Source organism: Moraxella marmotae, assembly GCF_042219885.1.
Lineage (GTDB): Bacteria > Pseudomonadota > Gammaproteobacteria > Pseudomonadales > Moraxellaceae > Moraxella > Moraxella marmotae.
Window position 1 is genome coordinate 1,144,720 of sequence record NZ_JBHJHR010000002.1, and the last position, 18,026, is coordinate 1,162,745.

Here is an 18,026-nt window from a genome sequence, read left to right on the forward strand (position 1 = left end):
ATTTAAGTTGGTTAATTTAATTTTTATTATTACTGTTATTACTGATATTAATTATTATGATGAATAAAAAAACTGCCGTGATACTGGTTAATTTGGGTACGCCTGACGCACCGACACCACAAGCGGTGCGGCGTTATTTGCGTGAGTTTTTGAGCGATACTCGTGTGATTGAGATACCCAAGCTGATTTGGCAGGCGATTTTGAATGCCTTTGTGCTGACCACTCGCCCAAAGCGTGTGGCACATGCCTATCAAAGCGTGTGGACGCCAGACGGTTCGCCACTGTTGGTGATTTTGCAAAAACAAGCTCGTCATTTGCAGGATTTATTGACAGCTCAAGGCATCAGCGTGCCAGTGCGTGCAGCGACCACTTACGGCAATCCATCGATCAAGTCGGTGATGGGTCAGCTGATGGACGAAGGCTTTGAATCCTTGGTGGTGCTGCCTTTATATCCGCAATATTCGGCGACATCGACCGCCGCCGCTTTTGATAAGGTGGCGATGCTTTTGACCCAAAGCCGCAATATGCCTGAGCTGCATTTTATCAAAGATTATCACGACAATCCGTTATACATCGAAGCCTTAGCCCAAAGCGTTGAGCGTCATTGGCAAAATCATGGGCGTGCAGATAGGCTGTTGATGAGCTTTCACGGTATCCCAAAGCCCTATGCCGACAAAGGCGATCCGTACCCTGAACAATGCCGCACCACAGCCGCACTGCTGGCGGACAGATTGGGCTTAGGCACAGGCGAATGGGCGGTCAGTTTTCAGTCTAGATTTGGTGCACAAGAGTGGCTCAAGCCTTATACCGATGAGCTGCTTGCCGATTGGGGAGCGTCAGGGGCATCGGTGCAGGTGATTAGCCCAGCGTTTTCGGCGGATTGCTTGGAGACGCTAGAAGAGTTGGCGGTCGAAAACCTAGACAATTTTATCAATGCTGGCGGCAAACAGTACGAATATATCCCAGCACTAAACACCGACGAGACACACATTCAGATGATGGCAGAGCTGGTTAAGCCGTATTTATGACTACTTATCAATATCAATTATAAACGCTAATAAAAATTGGCAGTTAGTGCATTTGATACATTGAGTAAATTGAGTGAATTAACGAATTGATTTGCTAAAATTATCTACCAAATCATTTCAATCAAGATTATTTCAACCAACCAAAAACCAAAGAAAATGCCACAAAAGCCCAAGCTGTGATTTTTGGGTATTTTGTGGCGTTTTTGATTTTAGGCTGTTTAAGCTCAAACGGTTTAAATCATTTTATCGTTTAAACCGTTTGGACAATTTAAATGTCTGATAAAATCGGCCAAATGCTGTTTGCTAAGTAGCATTTACTAAGTAGTATTTAGTAAACAGTATTAAAAACCTTTATTGACCTGACTGTTGCACGGATTCTTTGCCAAATTCACAACCTGTGCCAGCATAATCCGTAGGAACAGTGCTGCCACATTCCCAGCCCTTATTATCATCATTGCTCCAAGTGATTTCTTTGTTATGCAAATTGGTAGCGGCCTTGTTGCCAAAAGTTGCCTTAATGGTCAGGGTTTTGTCCTTGTCGCTACCAAAAGTTACAACGGGTTTATCGCCTGTTAATAAGTCGCTTTTTGGTGCGTTCTTGACACCATCGCATTTATCCGTCTCGGTGATGCCTTGCAAGACACACATCTCAACCGCCGTGCGTAATTCGCTGGTCTCTAGCAGCACACGAGTAACTTGTGCTTTGGCGGTGTATTTTTGGTACTGCGGAATGGCAAATGCCGCCAAAATCCCAATGATTAGCACCACCACCATCAATTCAATCAGAGTAAAACCTTGCTGAGCTTTCATTCGCCGTCCTTTAACCTTTAAAATGTCATTTTAGAATAAACAGTATCGGATTTTATCATAAATTTTGCCATAAATAACAGCATGGAACAAGCCCATTTTGGTTAAGTGGTCAAAAATTTGACACAACGGCACATCATCAAGGCTTTTTTGGGGTATTTACAAAATAAATGTTGATTATCGTGGGATATTTTTTGTAATTATTGGTAATTTCCGTTATTATTATAGCCAAAGAAGTCATTTTTGTATTTCGTCACAAAGCGTGTCTAAATGATCTCTAGGCACTTGCAGGCTGACTGTCAGTTTGCAAGCACCGATTGGGGTATTTTGTAAATAAAGAGGATTGCTATGTTAGAACAATACAGAGCTCATGTTGAAGAGCGTGCAGCATTAGGCGTGCCACCACAACCACTAACCGATGCACAAACAGCAGACTTGGTTGAACTGCTAAAAAACCCACCAGCAGGCGAGGAAGCCTACCTTGTGGATTTGCTTGAAAATCGTGTGCCTGCAGGCGTTGACCAAGCAGCGTATGTTAAGGCAGCATTTTTGTCAGCAGTGGCAAAAGGCGAAGCGGCGTCGCCATTGGTTTCAAAAGAGCGTGCAGTTTATCTACTAGGCACGATGCTTGGCGGCTATAATGTCGCACCGCTGATTGAGCTGCTTGACGATGCCGAGCTTGGCGGATTGGCAGCCGAAGCACTCAAAAAGACACTACTGGTGTTTGATGCATTCCACGATGTCGAAGAAAAAGCCAAAGCAGGCAACGCCAACGCCAAAGCCGTGCTAGAATCATGGGCCCAAGCAGAGTGGTTCACCAGCCGTGATGATGTGCCAGAAGAAATCACCATTACTGTATTTAAAGTGACAGGCGAGACCAACACCGACGATTTGTCGCCAGCACAAGACGCATGGAGCCGTCCTGATATTCCATTGCATGCCAACGCCATGCTAAAAAACACTCGTGATGGCATCAATCCAGAAAAACCAGGCGAAGTTGGCCCACTTAATCAAATCAAAGAACTTATCGCCAAAGGCAATCCTGTTGCTTATGTCGGCGATGTGGTCGGTACTGGCTCAAGCCGTAAATCAGCGACCAACTCAGTACTTTGGTTCTTTGGTGATGAAATCCCACACATTCCAAACAAAAAAGACGGCGGCGTGTGCCTAGGTGGTAAAATTGCTCCAATTTTCTTTAATACCATGGAAGATGCCGGGGCTTTACCAGTTGAGATTGATGTGACTGATATGAATATGGGTGATGAAGTTACCCTAAAAATCAACCATCAAACCGCTGTGGTTACTGCCTTTAAAAACGGCCAGCAAATCGCCGAATCACCACTAAAAACACCAGTACTACTGGACGAAGTGCGTGCTGGTGGTCGTATTAACCTAATCATCGGTCGCAGCCTGACTGCCAAAGCTCGTGAAGCCTTGGGTCTTGAGCCTTCGACTTTGTTCCGTAAGCCTGAACAACCTGCCGACACTGGCAAAGGCTTTACTTTGGCACAAAAAATGGTCGGTCGTGCTTGCGGCTTGCCAGATGGTCAAGGTATCCGCCCAGGCACTTATTGTGAACCGAAGATGACTACTGTCGGCTCTCAAGACACCACAGGTCCGATGACTCGTGATGAGCTAAAAGACTTGGCATGCTTAGGTTTCTCAGCGGATTTGGTGATGCAGTCGTTCTGCCATACCGCCGCTTATCCAAAACCAATCGATGTCATCACGCATCACACATTGCCTGACTTTATCATGAACCGTGGCGGTGTGAGCTTGCGTCCAGGTGATGGTGTGATTCACTCATGGCTAAACCGCATGCTACTGCCTGACACTGTGGGTACTGGTGGCGACTCGCACACTCGTTTCCCAATCGGTATCTCATTCCCAGCAGGTTCTGGCCTTGTGGCGTTCGCTGCAGCGACTGGCGTGATGCCACTGGATATGCCTGAGTCGGTGTTAGTCAAGTTTAAGGGCAAAATGCAGCCCGGCATCACCTTGCGTGATTTGGTACATGCCATTCCTTACTATGCTATCCAAGCAGGCGATTTGACTGTTGAGAAAAAAGGCAAGAAAAACATTTTCTCTGGTCGTATCCTAGAGATTGACTTGACCGAGATGGAAAATGACTTGACTGTTGAGCAAGCGTTTGAATTGTCTGACGCATCAGCAGAGCGTTCGGCAGCAGGCTGTGCCATTACGGTATCAGAAGAAAAAGTGGCCGAATATCTACGCTCAAACATCGTCATGCTAAAATGGATGATTGCCGAAGGTTATGGCGATGCTCGTACCTTGTCTCGCCGTGCCGAAAATATGCAAAAATGGCTGGACAACCCAAGCCTAATGAAAGCAGACGCTGACGCTGAATATGCCAAAGTGTACGAAATCGATTTGTCAGAAATCAAAGAGCCTATCCTATGCTGTCCGAACGACCCAGACGATGCCAAGTTGTTGTCTGAAGTTGCTGGCGATAAGATTGATGAAGTGTTCATCGGCTCATGTATGACTAACATCGGCCACTTCCGTGCCGCAGGTAAATTGTTGTCAGAAGTGCCAGCAGGTAGCCTATCAACTCGCATGTGGATCGCTCCACCGACTAAGATGGACGAACGCCAGTTGATGGACGAAGGTTATTATAATACCTACGCCCAAGCGGGTGCACGCACCGAAATGCCGGGCTGCTCACTGTGCATGGGTAACCAAGCACGCATCGCCCCAAATTCAACAGCCGTCTCGACTTCGACACGCAACTTCCCGAACCGCTTGGGTCAAGGTGCTAATGTCTATTTGGCATCTGCTGAATTGGCTTCTGTGGCGGCAGTGCTTGGCAAATTGCCAACGGTCGAAGAATACCAACAATATGCTGGTAAACTGGACAACATGCAGGCTGAAGTTTATAACTACCTAAACTTTGACCACATGACCGACTACACTGACAAAGCTGACAAAATCAGCGTAGCACAGTTGAGCTAATCGGCAGATATTGCCTGATTAACTGACCAAAACACCGCTATCACATTGATGGCGGTGTTTTTTATTGAATAAATTATTAAAATCAGATTTAATTTTAAATTTTATTGATAATTAAAGAAATTAAACTGGATAAAATGAATCATAAAAAGTGTGGTTTTGGCAAGTGAATTTGATTTAAACATTTGGTAATGATTTAATTATTTGATTTATTAAAATCACCGCTGAATAAACCAACGCCATGGCTGCAACGCCCCTAAAGCCATGCCAAATAAACCAAATGCCAGCGTTGGGTTGAGCGTCTCGCCAAGTAGTGGTACAGCGGCAAGACTGGCAATAAATGGTGCCAAATTGGCGATACTGCCTGCCTTAAACACGCCAATTTGAGCCACGGCTTTGGCGTAGGTCAGTGTGGCGATAATCACCACAAAAATGCCATGAAATACGCCTTGGATAGCCAAATGTGCAGGCGTGGCGGCATCAAAAGCAGGCGTAACAAACAGCCAATACCAAGGCAGATAAATCACGCTCGACCAAATGGCGACGCCGCACATGATGTGCCAAGCCGAAAACGACCATTTGCGAAGTAGCACCGAAAACAGACCCCAACAAATGCCACTGGCGATAAACATCGCATCACCGATACCAAAGCTGCCAGAGCCATTGGCCATCATCACAACCATCACCGCCAGCGTCAAGATGATGACGGCAAGCCCAATGCCAGTTTGTCTATCGATCGTCTGTCCAAGGGCGAGATAGCCAATCAGTGCCGCAAACAGCGGGAAAGTGCCATTTAAAAAGACAATGCCATGTGCCACAGGAGCATGAAAAAATCCGCTATAAACAAACACACAATAGCCAATACTGCCTGTCAGTGCCAGTACGAGCATTCGCCAATCCCACAAAAATCGGTAATCTTTTTTGAGATATAAAATCGGCAACAGCACCAAAGTGGCAATGCTAAATCGCAGCAGCAGTATGTCCCAAACTTGGATATGCCAATAGGCGTTCATGCGTGCCAGTAGGCTAAAACTGCCCCAGATGCACATGGTAATCACGGTAAACAGATAGCCTTGTTGTTGGCTGCTGAGTGAGTTAAATTTTTTCATAATTTATCAAAAGCTCAAAAGCTAAAGTAGCCGTTTTATTTGATGGCAAATATTTGGCGGCAAAGCGTTATTGTATCACGAATGACCAAATGCAGATTGGATTTTGCCAAAATTTGGCAGCCATTTCACTCAATGACGATGACGATAAAAGCAAAACCATGTTACAAAAATGACCCATTGGTCAAACTTGCCATTTTTTCGATGAAAATTTGCTTGATAAGGTTTACAAAGTGGCGTGAAATGTGTATTGTATTAGCCATTCAGCATTTATCCATGCAAACATTTTAAATGCGTATAAATGCAAATCAAATACCAACAATTTATCAGTGTAAACAAAACAAGAGGACTTCATGAAAATATTAGTTGCGGTAAAACGAGTTGTTGATCACAATGTAAAAGTGCGTGTCAAAGCAGACGAATCAGGCGTTGAGCTTGCCAATGCCAAAATGTCGGTCAATCCGTTTTGTGAAATTGCCATCGAAGAAGCTGTACGACTCAAGGAAAAAGGCGTAGCCAGTGAAATTATCGCCGTTTCTGTCGGCACCAGTCAAGCTAGCGAACAAATCCGCTCGGCATTGGCATTGGGGGCGGATCGTGGCATTTTGGTTGAAACTGACGCCAAAGCACACCCACTACAAGTCGCCAAAATCCTAAAAGGCGTGGCAGAAGCCGAAGGCGTGCAAATCGTACTGCTTGGCAAACAAGCCATCGATGATGACAATAATCAAACTGGTCAAATGCTGGCTGCTTTGATGGGTGTGGGTCAAGGCACTTTTGCATCAGAAGTGGTGGTTGATGGCGGTGCGGTCAATGTAACTCGTGAGATTGATGGTGGTCTGCAAACGGTTGCCTTGCCATTGCCAGCGGTGATTACCACAGATTTGCGTCTGAACGAACCCCGTTTCCCAAAATTGCCAAACATCATGGCAGCCAAGAAAAAACCACTGGACACCAAAACACCAGCAGACTTTGGCGTGGATATGACATCAAAACTTGAAACCATCAAAGTAACTGCACCAAAAGAGCGTTCGGCTGGTGTTAAAGTGGCATCGGTCGATGAGCTGATTGATAAGCTAAAAAATGAAGCTCGTGTGATCTAATCGTGTTATCAACCATTGTTTTTGTTGTTTGAATTTTGGAATAAATCATTAGGATAATAAATTATGGCAATTTTAGTCTATGCAGAACATGACAATCATGAATTAAAATCAGCGACGCTATCAATAGTAACTGCCGCAGCTTTGATGGGTGGCGATGTGCATTTGTTGGTGGCTGGCTCAGGCTGTCAAGCGGTGGCCGACCAAGCCGCCAAAGTCGCAGGCGTGAGCAAAGTATTGCTGGCGGATAATGCCGCCTATGCCAATCAGTTGGCAGAAAATGTCTCATTGCTGGTCAAGGATTTGGCGGCAGGTTATAGCCACATTGTCGCTCCAGCGACCACCACTGGCAAGAACTTTTTGCCACGAGTGGCGGCATTGCTTGATGTGAGCATGGTCTCTGACATCACCGCTGTGATTGATGCCAACACTTTTGAGCGTCCGATTTATGCAGGCAATGCGATTGCCACAGTCAAATCTGGCGAATCGGTTGTTGTGCTAACTGTGCGTGCTACCGCCTTTGAACCTGCTGAATTGACTGGCTCGGCAGCGATTGAGTCAGTGTCTGTTGCCACTGACGCTGGCAAATCCAGCTTTATCAAAGAAGAGCTGGCGGTGTCTGACCGTCCAGAGCTGACCTCTGCCAATATCGTCGTCTCAGGCGGTCGTGCGTTAGCAAGCGGTGAGAACTTTACCAAATACATCGAGCCATTGGCGGACAAATTGGGTGCAGCGGTCGGTGCTAGCCGTGCGGCGGTTGATGCAGGCTTTGTGCCAAATGATATGCAGGTGGGGCAAACGGGTAAAATCGTCGCACCAAACCTATATATCGCCGTCGGTATCTCAGGTGCGATTCAGCATTTGGCAGGTATGAAAGACTCAAAAACCATCGTGGCAATCAACAACGACCCAGAAGCACCGATTGCTGCCGTGGCAGATTATTTCCTAGAAGGTGATTTGTTCAGCGTCGTGCCTGAGCTGACCGAAAAACTTTAAGATAATATCAATTATATTAATATGATATTAAGATGATTGATGATTAAGATTGTCTATCACAAAAACACATTTGGTGGCTTGCCAAATGTGTTTTTTTTATTTTAAATTTTTAAAACCAACAATGAAATTGTTAAAAACCAAAAAATTTATTCAAATTGTCCAAATTATACAAAATTACTAAAATTTGACTGATATTTAAAACTGATATTTAAAAAACCATGTTTAAAACTGATGTTTTAAAAGAGTGGCAAAAATGCAACAGCAGGACAATCAGCCGTATTGCCGCTGTCTGAGCATTTCATAAAAACAGATCGAGCCTGCCACGCCAACATTAAGGCTTTCTTGACCGTTGGGCTGCGGTAGGGCGATGGCAGTCGCCTGTGCCAAAAATTGTTGGGACACGCCTTGACCTTCATGCCCTAGCACCCAAGCGATGGGATTTTGTAGATTGTGATGATAAATCACCTTATCGGTATGGCTGCTGGTGGCGTATAGCGGCGTTTTGACTTTGGCAAAAATCTCATCATGGGGGATTTGCTCAAAGATTTGCAAGGCGAAATTTGCTCCCATGCCAGCACGCAAGCATTTGGGCGACCACAAATGGGCGGTGTTTGGCGTGGTGATGACGGTGGTGATGCCGACAGCGGACGCCGTACGCAGTAGCGTACCGATGTTGCCTGTGTCTTGCAGACCGTCTAATATCAGACAGTCGCCTGTGATTTGTCCCAGATGATGTTTGGGAATATCAATCACCGCCATGATGTCCACGCCATCGCCCAGACTGCGGATCTGTTTGTACAGCGAATCAGTGATGATGGTGATTTTTGTCGTGTCAATTTGCCCAAGCAAAGGCATCACTTCAGGGTGTTCGCTGGCGGTTTGGCTGACGATGACAGTGGTTACTGTTAAGCCTTGATTAAGATAAGCGTCCAGCAGATGCACGCCTTCGATGACGGTTTGTCCGCTTTTTTTGCGAGTGCGGTGCTGAGTCAGTAGGGCGTGGGCGTGCTTAACGGTGGGATTGGCAGGAGAAGTGATTGGATTCATGGTGTTTATGCTATCTTAAAAATAAGGTGTAATTTGCGATATTTTACCATATTTTTTGGTGATTCGGATTTTTCAATGATTTTTATCACTTTGTTTGCTTTGGTATTTGAATGATGACACTTGAGCGATGATTTGCCAACAATTTGCCAAGGGTTTGACAGTGATTTAATAATAAGATTAAAAAAGCACCACAAAAGTAGTGCTTTTATTAGTCAGATTGTCAGATAGGCAGATTATGCCTTGTCGCCATTTGCCAAAATTCCTGCTTTGTCGTGCAAGGCTTTGACAAACGCCACTTCTTCTTTTGCGCCCAGCACCACAGGGATACGCTGGTGAATGTGCGTTGGGGCGATGTCCATGATACGCTTGACGCCATCGGTGCTTGCTCCGCCTGCCTGCTCAATGACAAAACTCATCGGATTGGCTTCGTACATCAGGCGTAATTTACCTGCTTTGCCAGCGATTTTGGTATCAAATGGATACATAAACACGCCGCCACGAATCAAAATGCGATGCACATCGGCAATCATCGCCGCCACCCAGCGAGTGTTGTAGTCTTTATTTCGTACGCCAGTGTCGCCTGCGACCAAGCCGTCAATGTATTCTTTCATTGGAGCCAGCCAGTAGCGATAATTGGACGCATTGATGGCGTATTCGGCGGTGGATTCGCTGATGGTAACATTGTCATTGATTAAGATGTAAGTTTGGGTACTTGGGTCAAAGCTGAACATCGCCACGCCCTTACCCAAAGTCAGTGCCAGCATGGTGGAAGTACCATAGATAAAATAACCTGCCGCCACTTGCTGACTGCCTGCTTGTAAAAAGTCCGCTTCGGTGGCGGTATCGCCTGTGCGATGATAAGGCAAAACCGAAAAAATCGTCCCCACGGTCATGTTAATGTCAATGTTGCTTGAGCCGTCCAAAGGGTCAAAAGTTACCAGCAGTGTACCATCGCAGTTGGCAGGGCTAATCTCGTCCAGCTCTTCTGATGCAACGCCAGCACAGTGTGGGTTGGCGGTCAATGCCCCCAAGAGCAAATCATTGGAAATGACATCTAGTTTTTTTTGGGCTTCACCTTGGATATTTTCATTACCTGCTTCGCCATGAATGCCTGCCAACGCTCCTTTGGCGAGCAGATGACTGATAGAAATACTGGCAGTGGCAAGCGTGGTAATGGTGCTGGCAATCGGCTTGGTGGCGTGGCTTTCTAGGTATTGAGCAAGTGTGGTCATGAATAAATCCTAATAAATTGATAGTTATCAAATCGTGACTGATGGGCTGATGTGAATTTATATCGGTATTGTCATCACGCTGGGATATTGTAGCATGATTTGCCACAGAAAACTTGCAAAATTGCCATTGTTTTAGCAGGGGGAAATTTGCTAAAATATCTTAATTTATTTTTTGCCCAAGTTGTTTTCGCCATATTTATCAAACACCAAAATCATCTCTTAAAATCAGCGATGGCAAGTACTTTTAAGCATTGATAAGATAAATTTAAAACAAATCCACACAAGGAAACCTGCGTATGACCACCGTTCAAGCACGCCTAAACGCCCAATTGGCACAGCCGCAACTGGCCGATGATGGCGGCATTCGTCATTTTTTGGGTGTTGAAGGCCTAAGCCGCACCCAACTTGAGAATATCATCGATAAGGCCATGGGTTATTTTGATGATGGCGGCAGGCTGATTAATACCGATGAGTTGGCTGGCAAGACGGTGATGAATCTGTTTTTTGAAAATTCCACTCGCACACGCACCACTTTTGAAGCTGCTCAAAAGCGACTGGGTGCTAATGTGCTAAATCTGGACATTGCTCGTTCATCGACCAATAAGGGCGAGACTTTGCGTGATACTTTGTGGAACTTAGAAGCGATGAGTGCTGATATGTTTGTGGTACGCCACAGTGCATCAGGGGCGGCACATTTTATGGCAACCGAAGTTACGCCAAATGTCGCCATCATCAACGCAGGCGACGGCTGGCATGCCCACCCCACCCAAGCGATGCTGGATATGCTGACCATTCACCGTGAAGCCAAGAAGCCATTTGACGAGCTGTCTGTGGCGATTATCGGCGACATCAAGCACAGCCGAGTGGCACGCTCAGACATTGCCGCCTTGCAGACTTTGGGTGTCAAGGACATTCGTGTTATCGCCCCCAAGACTTTACTACCAAAAGGCATTGGGCGTTATGGCGTGGCGGTTTTTGAAGACATTGATAAAGGCGTGGTCGATGCCGATGTGATTATTGGACTGCGTATCCAAAATGAGCGAATCGGTTCGCCGCTTTTACCATCGACCAGCGAGTATTTTAAGATGTACGGCATCACCGAAAGCCGTGTCGCCAAAGCTCGCCCCAGTGCTTTGATTATGCACCCAGGCCCGATGAATCGTGGCGTTGAGATTGCTTCAAGTGTGGCTGATGGCGAGCAGTCGGTTATTCTCAAGCAGGTCAATAACGGCATCGCTGTGCGTATGGCGGTCATGGCAATGGCGATGGCAGGGCAAGATAGAGCTAAATTGGGCTAATTGACGGTTTGTGGTTTGATAATTGGCAATTTGACAGCTGGGCAATTTGATGGCTTAACAATTTGGCAGTTTGATAATTTGACAATTTGATAATGCAACAATAAAAATTTTGGCAAATCCCATTTATGCCCAAAGATGACAAAATTAGGAAAAAAGATGAAAAATTTACTTCCGCAAGGTTGGCAACAACCAGATTTGAGTGCAGTTGATACCAACAATCAATGGCTGATTCCGCCCATCGTTGATTTGTGTGCCCGTCTAAGAGAGCCGGGGCATCAGTCGCATGGCACGCTGGCATCAGAAGGGCGAGCGGCACGAGAAAACGGCATTTTGCATGTGGTGTTGCCGCCTGATACCAGTCCGATTTTGGAAAATGGCTCATTGCTTAAGGGCTTGCGAGAAAAGGCGTTGGCGGACGGCGGCATACATTTGCACATTTTGGGGGCTTTGACCGAAGGGCTAAAAGGCGAGCAGCCTGCCAACCTAGCAGGGCTAAAACAAGGTGGTGCAATTGCTGTAACCAATGCTGGTGCTGGCTTTAGTAATGATTTGGTGCTGCTGCGTTGCCTAGAATATGCAGCGACTTTTGATTTGCAGGTGTTTTTTTATCCCAATGAGCCGAGCCTGTCGCATGGCGGCGTGGCACATGATGGTTATATTGCATCTTTTCATGGCTTGCCCGGTATTCCGTGGCTGGCAGAGACCATTGCGTTATCCAAGCAAATTTTGATGGTTGAAGAAACAGGCATTCGAGCACATTTTAGCCAAATCACCTGCCGCACATCGGTGGAGCTGATCCGCCTAGCCAAACAAAAAGGTCTGCCCATCACCTGCGATGTCGCCATGCATCAGCTACACCTAACCGATGACGACATCGAAGGCTATAACGCCAATGCCTATGTTTTGCCACCGCTTCGCAGTAATACCGACCAAAAAGCCCTGATTAAGGGTCTGCAAGACGGCACGATTGATGCCATTTGTAGCCATCATGAGCCGCTGTCGTCCAGTGCCAAGCAAGCACCATTTGCCGAAAGCACGCCGGGGATTAGCAATTTTGATACTTTTGTGGCTTTGGGCTGTCAGCTGGTGGCAGATGGTAGCTTGACTGCCGAGCAATTGATTGAAAAAATCTGCCTAAATCCTGCTAAAATCGCTGGCATTGACAACTACCAAGCCATTGGCGGTGCGGTACTGGTTGATCCGCATAAGACTTGGACGGTCAGCAAAGACACCATGAAATCAGCAGGCAAAAACACGCCATTTATTGGGCGTACTTTGACAGGCGGCGTTACGCAGGTGTTTTTTGGCTAATATTGATTGATATTGGGGCAATTAAGCAGCATCATTTATATACATAAAGATATATGTAATGTTATATGCGTAATATTATGTAAGCATTAGTTTATTTTATGTACCAATATTGTGAATTAATAGTTGCTTTTTATTTGTTTTACCTATAAAATCTGTAACTGGGATATGCTTATATTATAATTTAGCAAATTGTATATAGGTTTGATAAGATTATATAATATAAGTTATCCCACATACCGCTTTGGGTAATGTTGATAATGTTTCATTAATTTTTCAAAAGGTTATTCAATGATGAAAAGCGCAACCATCAAAACTGCTTTGGCTGTGGCAATCGCTGCAAGCACTGCTCATGTTGCTTATGCAGCAGATTCTACCCCCCCCCCTACAGTAACTAACGCATCAGGCACTACCACTTCTCTTACAAACACTGCGGTTATTAATACCAATAAAGCAGTTAATGGCGATACGCTAATTGTGAAAAAGCCAACGCTTGACGCTTCAGCTCTAATTGCATTAAAAGACAAGAAAGATCTTAATGTAAAAGTTGGCGACATCGTCCTAGATCCTAAAACTAATATTGCCAAACCAAAAGTATCTGCTGTACCTGCAGAGGCACCAAGTTATAATTTGGTAGATGCTACCCCAACCAAAGATAAAGAAAAAGTATATTCTTTTGGTGAGGCTGCCAATGCAAATAACCCAAGTCTAAAAGTGCCTACAGTTGGTGTAAAACCACTTGCAGTTGCTCCGTTACCTACTTTAAAAGGTATTGAAGAATATAAAGATAGCGTCAATAAATTGTTTGATGATGTACACACCGCAGACATCGAAGCAAACAAAACTTCAATCGCAACGCTAGCTGACACTGTTGAAGCAAACAAAGTTGCCGCCAATACTGCAATTGATGCAAACAAAGCTGACATCGCAGCACTAACTCAAACTGTTGTAGCAAACAGAACTACTGATAACCAAGCAACAAACAACGCTATCGCTAGTGCCAATGCTAAAATCAACCAAAACGCTCAAGACATCAAAGAGCTAGATGAGCAAATGAAGCGTGGCTTGGCAACTCAAGCAGCTTTGACTGGTTTGTTCCAACCTTATCAAGTTGGTAAAGCAAACTTGACATTGGCAGTGGGTGGCTACAAGTCTGAATCTGCTCTAGCAATCGGTACAGGCTACCGTTTCAACGAAAAAGTTGCAACCAAAGCAGGCGTGGCGTTTGGCACAAGCGGTAACTCTGCTGCTTACAACCTTGGCGTAAACTTTGAGTGGTAATTTGTAGAATAGCTATTTAAGATAGTATTTTACGCAAAAGAGCAATGAGTTTATTCATTGCTCTTTTTTTTGTTGGTTTTATATCTTGTGCATCAATAAAAACCACTCAAGTTTGATAGATTTTGACTTGTTTTTTATTAAAAATTGCGGTATAATTGGCAATCTTTTTTCTATTTATCGCAATTTATTAAAGCTGATTTGAAAAAAGTGCCAATGCGTTGTTGCGTTGGCTTGATTCCAGTCTGAGCTGATGCCCACCCAAGACAGTGGTGCTATACATTATAATACAGCCAGATTGATGCCACCCGTCTTATTATGGAGTATCCTATGCCTTCAGTAAAGGTAAAAGAAAACGAACCAGTTGATATCGCAATCCGCCGCTTTAAGCGTGCTTGTGAAAAAGCAGGTGTATTGGCAGATGTTCGCAAAAAAGAATTTTTTGAAAAGCCAACCCAAGAGCGTAAACGCAAAAAAGCTGCTGCGGTTAAGCGTTACAAGAAAAAAGTCTATCGTGAGCAAGTTCGCCACGCTCGCAAGTACTAATCTTGCAGGTGCAATCATATGATTGCATGAATAAACCCCAGATGATCGTCTGGGGTTTTGTTTTGACTGGAGTTTTTGTGCTAGCAGTCAAAGCACCAAAGGTCAAAACGCCAAAAGCCAAAACATCAAAAATAAAAAAATGCGGACAAATGACTTATCCGCATTGTTGATAAACACCCAAATAATCAAGCTTATTTTTACGATTTTGGCAAATCTCAGCTTTGATGATGGGCAAATTATCAGTTATTATTGAGCAGCTGGTGCAGGCTCACCTTTTGGGTATTGGGCATTTTCAGCTTGAGTGGCTTGCATATCTGCCAAAGCCGCTTCTTTTTTGGCATCAGCATCATAATTAGGGCCTTCGCCAACAGGGTAGGTGGTGGTCTCAACCAATGAGAAGTTGCTTTTTTTGTTCATGATTTTGTCGGCGGTAGCGGTTACTGCATTGCAGCCAGTCAGAGCGATAACAGCCACGATGCCTGTTGCGATAAGTTTCATAAAAATTCCTTAACAAGACAAGGTTAAAATTTCGTTAATCAAAAATACTTGATTAAAAAGATATAAACGGCATTTACAAACAGTAAATTTATGCAGGCAATTATAACATTATCTATTTGGCTTTGCTTAGTATTTTTGTAATTTTTGCGATAGACAAATTGATGCGGTGGCTGGGTGGCATTGATGGAGCATGAGCAATTTTACCAATGATTACCATCGATAACAAAAGATAGATATAAAATGTATAAAATGCCTGTACTTTATCAATAGATATGTTAAAATATTTTTGTTAGTGGTGGGCGTATCATTGCCTGTCGCTTACGCATAAAAATAAATCAGTTCGCATTGTGCAGCCAATCGCCACACGATGCAATTTTAGGGTGATGATTATGAAAATGGTAACGATGAATGCCAAACACTTGATTTTGCCAGTTTGTCTTGCGGCAATTTTGTCTGCTTGCGGTGGCGACGATAAAGCAGCAGAGCCAGCCAAGCCAGCTGACCAGACTGCCGCTGCACCAGCTGAAGCACAGCCAAGCGAACAGCCTGCTGCTGATGCACCAAGCGAAGAAGCTAAGCCTGCCGATGAGATGGCAGCTGACGCTGACGCCAAAGCCGAAGAGCCTGCCGCAGAACAGCCTGCCGAAGCCACTGCCGACACTGCTGCACCAGTAGAAGCACTGTCTATCGCCGAAGGTAAGGCACGCTATGAGCAAACTTGCAAGGCTTGCCATGACACAGGTCTGCTGGACGCACCGAAATTTGGCGACAAAGCTGAATGGCAAAAACGCCTAGATGCCAAAGGTGTCGATACGCTGCACACGCACGCTGCCAAAGGCTTTAACAAAATGCCAGCACAAGCCACTGGCGATGTTGGCGAGCCTGAAGTTTATGCAGCGGTGAATTATATGCTTGAACAAGCCAAATAATATACTGCAAATATCCGTCCAAAATAAGTCAAGTTTGAGCGATTTTGGCGGTATTTGCTGACGGCTAAAAACTTACCCAAATCCTGCTTGCACCGATGTTTTGGTGTGGCGGATTTGGGTTTTGTTTTTTAGATAATAAAATAAATTTATCATCATTGCGTGTATTATGAGATGATATTTTGACAAGTTTTATGATTGTGGTATGATTAAGTTTTTAAAATAAAAACAGGGAATGATGGCGTGATGAGTATTATCAATCTGCCATCATGACAGTTAGATTGGCCTGTGTTATAATGGCGGATTTAGTACCATTGCATGATTTTTGTTGCATTTTTATATTTTTATATGATTTTTGCATGATTTGATTTTGGCAAACCCTTGGAGAAAACCATGACCGTTGCTATGTTTAACCCCAAAGCACACACCGCCCAAACCCCTGCCAGCCAGACGCAAACCATTGCCGAACCGACAACGGCAAACGCTCCCAAAAAAGTCTATATCGTTACACAAGGCTGTCAGATGAACGAATACGACAGTCAAAAAATGGGCGATGTGCTGGGCAGCAGTCATGGCATGGTGCTTACCAATGATATTAATGATGCCGATGTGCTGATTATGAATACTTGCTCGATTCGTGAAAAAGCACAAGAAAAAGTGTTTAGCGAACTTGGCAGATGGCGTAAACTCAAAGAAAAAAATCCCAATCTGGTCATCGGTGTCGGCGGCTGTGTCGCCAGCCAAGAAGGGGATAATATCCAAAAGCGGGCTCCTTATGTGGATATGGTGTTTGGGCCGCAGACCTTGCACCGCTTGCCAGAGCTGTACGACAGCACCACCGCACAGGCCAAAACCAACACCAACGAGCTGCCCAAAAACCGCATCGGCGTGGTCGATGTATCCTTCCCAAGTATCGAAAAATTTGATTTTTTGCCTGAGCCAAAAGTCGAAGGCTACAAGGCCTTTGTGTCCATCATGGAAGGCTGCTCAAAATACTGCTCATTTTGTGTCGTGCCTTATACACGGGGCGAAGAGCTGTCTCGTCCGCTTGATGATGTGCTGGCGGAGATTGACAGCCTTGCCGAACAGGGCGTGCGTGAGATTAACCTGCTTGGTCAAAATGTCAATGGCTACCGTGGCGAAAAAGACGATGGCAGCATTTGCCGCTTTAGTGAGCTGCTGCATTATGTCTCGCACATTGACGGCATTGAGCGGATTCGCTATACCACAAGCCACCCACTGGAATTCACCGATGATATTATCGATGCCTATCAACACATTGATAAGCTGGTGTCGCATTTGCATTTGCCAATCCAAAGCGGCTCAAACAATATCTTGGCGGCGATGAAGCGTAATCACACGGTCGATGTCTATCTCGATCAAATCGCCAAATTGCGAAAAATTCGCCCAGATTTGCATCTGTCCAGTGATTTTATTATCGGTTTTCCGGGGGAGACGGAGCAGGATTTTGCCGATACGCTAAATCTTGCCAAAGATTTGGATTTTGACCATTCTTACAGTTTTATTTATTCAAAACGCCCCGGCACACCAGCGTCAGATTTGCCTGATGATGTCAGCCTTGAGACCAAAAAACAGCGTTTGGCTATCTTTCAAGAAGTGATCAAAGAATCCACCTTTGCCAAAACTCAAGCGATGGTCGGTCAAAGCGTGCGTGTGCTGGTCGAAGAGCGTGCCAACCGCCGTGAAGGTTATCTGCATGGCACAGCGGACAACACTCGCTCGGTGATTTTTAAGGGCGGTGATGAGCTTTTGGGCAAATTTGTCTTGGTTAAAATCACCAATGCCATCAGCATGCATCTGGTCGAAGGTGAGCTGCTAGAGATATTGGGCTAAATCGCTCAAAATCGCATAAGGACATGGGGCAG

Annotated in this window: 15 protein-coding genes; 10 read left to right on the forward strand and 5 right to left on the reverse strand. The window is 45.1% G+C overall.

The window, feature by feature from the left end:
- The first annotated feature begins 56 nt into the window (after positions 1-56).
- The gene (gene hemH, locus ACFBZI_RS05385; protein ID WP_375715377.1) at positions 57-1,028 is read left to right on the forward strand and encodes a ferrochelatase; all 972 of its coding nucleotides are present in this window, start codon (positions 57-59) and stop codon (positions 1,026-1,028) included.
- A 351-nt stretch (positions 1,029-1,379) separates the two neighbouring features.
- Here hemH and ACFBZI_RS05390 read toward each other — a convergent pair whose 3' ends face one another.
- On the reverse strand, positions 1,380-1,838 hold the full coding sequence (locus tag ACFBZI_RS05390; protein ID WP_375715378.1) for a pilin: 459 nt from the start codon (positions 1,836-1,838) through the stop codon (positions 1,380-1,382).
- Positions 1,839-2,183: 345 nt separating this feature from the next.
- On the opposite strand from ACFBZI_RS05390, the gene ACFBZI_RS05395 reads away from it, so the two are divergent.
- Positions 2,184-4,808 (forward strand): bifunctional aconitate hydratase 2/2-methylisocitrate dehydratase, encoded by a 2,625-nt coding sequence (locus tag ACFBZI_RS05395; protein WP_375715379.1) that lies wholly within the window; start codon positions 2,184-2,186, stop codon positions 4,806-4,808.
- A gap of 215 nt (positions 4,809-5,023) precedes the next feature.
- Here the strand turns inward: ACFBZI_RS05395 and ACFBZI_RS05400 are convergent, their stop codons facing one another.
- Positions 5,024-5,914: a DMT family transporter gene (locus ACFBZI_RS05400; RefSeq protein WP_375715380.1), complete on the reverse strand. Its 891-nt coding sequence runs from the start codon at positions 5,912-5,914 to the stop codon at positions 5,024-5,026.
- 350 nt (positions 5,915-6,264) lie between these two features.
- Here ACFBZI_RS05400 and ACFBZI_RS05405 point away from each other — a divergent pair, with 350 nt between their 5' ends.
- Positions 6,265-7,014 (forward strand): electron transfer flavoprotein subunit beta/FixA family protein, encoded by a 750-nt coding sequence (locus ACFBZI_RS05405; protein WP_375715381.1) that lies wholly within the window; start codon positions 6,265-6,267, stop codon positions 7,012-7,014.
- 63 nt (positions 7,015-7,077) lie between these two features.
- Positions 7,078-8,007, forward strand: coding sequence for an electron transfer flavoprotein subunit alpha/FixB family protein (locus ACFBZI_RS05410; protein WP_375715382.1), 930 nt, complete (start codon positions 7,078-7,080; stop codon positions 8,005-8,007).
- A gap of 270 nt (positions 8,008-8,277) precedes the next feature.
- Here the strand turns inward: ACFBZI_RS05410 and ACFBZI_RS05415 are convergent, their stop codons facing one another.
- Positions 8,278-9,054, reverse strand: a complete 777-nt coding sequence (locus tag ACFBZI_RS05415) for a TrmH family RNA methyltransferase (protein WP_375715383.1) — start codon at positions 9,052-9,054, stop codon at positions 8,278-8,280.
- Between the two features lie 233 nt (positions 9,055-9,287).
- Positions 9,288-10,286: a class 1 fructose-bisphosphatase gene (locus tag ACFBZI_RS05420; protein WP_375715384.1), complete on the reverse strand. Its 999-nt coding sequence runs from the start codon at positions 10,284-10,286 to the stop codon at positions 9,288-9,290.
- A gap of 296 nt (positions 10,287-10,582) precedes the next feature.
- Between ACFBZI_RS05420 and ACFBZI_RS05425 the strand changes: the two genes are divergently transcribed.
- The 4 genes from ACFBZI_RS05425 to rpsU all read left to right on the forward strand — a co-directional run bounded on the left by ACFBZI_RS05425 (position 10,583) and on the right by rpsU (position 14,716).
- On the forward strand, positions 10,583-11,584 hold the full coding sequence (locus ACFBZI_RS05425; protein WP_375715385.1) for an aspartate carbamoyltransferase catalytic subunit: 1,002 nt from the start codon (positions 10,583-10,585) through the stop codon (positions 11,582-11,584).
- A gap of 156 nt (positions 11,585-11,740) precedes the next feature.
- On the forward strand, positions 11,741-12,895 hold the full coding sequence (locus ACFBZI_RS05430; protein WP_375715386.1) for a dihydroorotase: 1,155 nt from the start codon (positions 11,741-11,743) through the stop codon (positions 12,893-12,895).
- A 288-nt stretch (positions 12,896-13,183) separates the two neighbouring features.
- The gene (locus ACFBZI_RS05435; RefSeq protein WP_375715387.1) at positions 13,184-14,173 is read left to right on the forward strand and encodes a YadA C-terminal domain-containing protein; all 990 of its coding nucleotides are present in this window, start codon (positions 13,184-13,186) and stop codon (positions 14,171-14,173) included.
- Between the two features lie 327 nt (positions 14,174-14,500).
- Positions 14,501-14,716: a 30S ribosomal protein S21 gene (gene rpsU / locus ACFBZI_RS05440; protein WP_375715388.1), complete on the forward strand. Its 216-nt coding sequence runs from the start codon at positions 14,501-14,503 to the stop codon at positions 14,714-14,716.
- Between the two features lie 246 nt (positions 14,717-14,962).
- Here rpsU and ACFBZI_RS05445 read toward each other — a convergent pair whose 3' ends face one another.
- Entirely contained in the window at positions 14,963-15,214 is a 252-nt protein-coding gene (locus ACFBZI_RS05445) for a hypothetical protein (RefSeq protein ID WP_375715389.1), read from the reverse strand.
- A gap of 389 nt (positions 15,215-15,603) precedes the next feature.
- Here ACFBZI_RS05445 and ACFBZI_RS05450 point away from each other — a divergent pair, with 389 nt between their 5' ends.
- Positions 15,604-16,143 (forward strand): c-type cytochrome, encoded by a 540-nt coding sequence (locus ACFBZI_RS05450; protein WP_375715390.1) that lies wholly within the window; start codon positions 15,604-15,606, stop codon positions 16,141-16,143.
- 390 nt (positions 16,144-16,533) lie between these two features.
- Complete coding sequence (miaB, locus tag ACFBZI_RS05455; protein ID WP_375715391.1) at positions 16,534-17,994, forward strand: tRNA (N6-isopentenyl adenosine(37)-C2)-methylthiotransferase MiaB; 1,461 nt, start codon at positions 16,534-16,536, stop codon at positions 17,992-17,994.
- Positions 17,995-18,026: the final 32 nt, after the last annotated feature.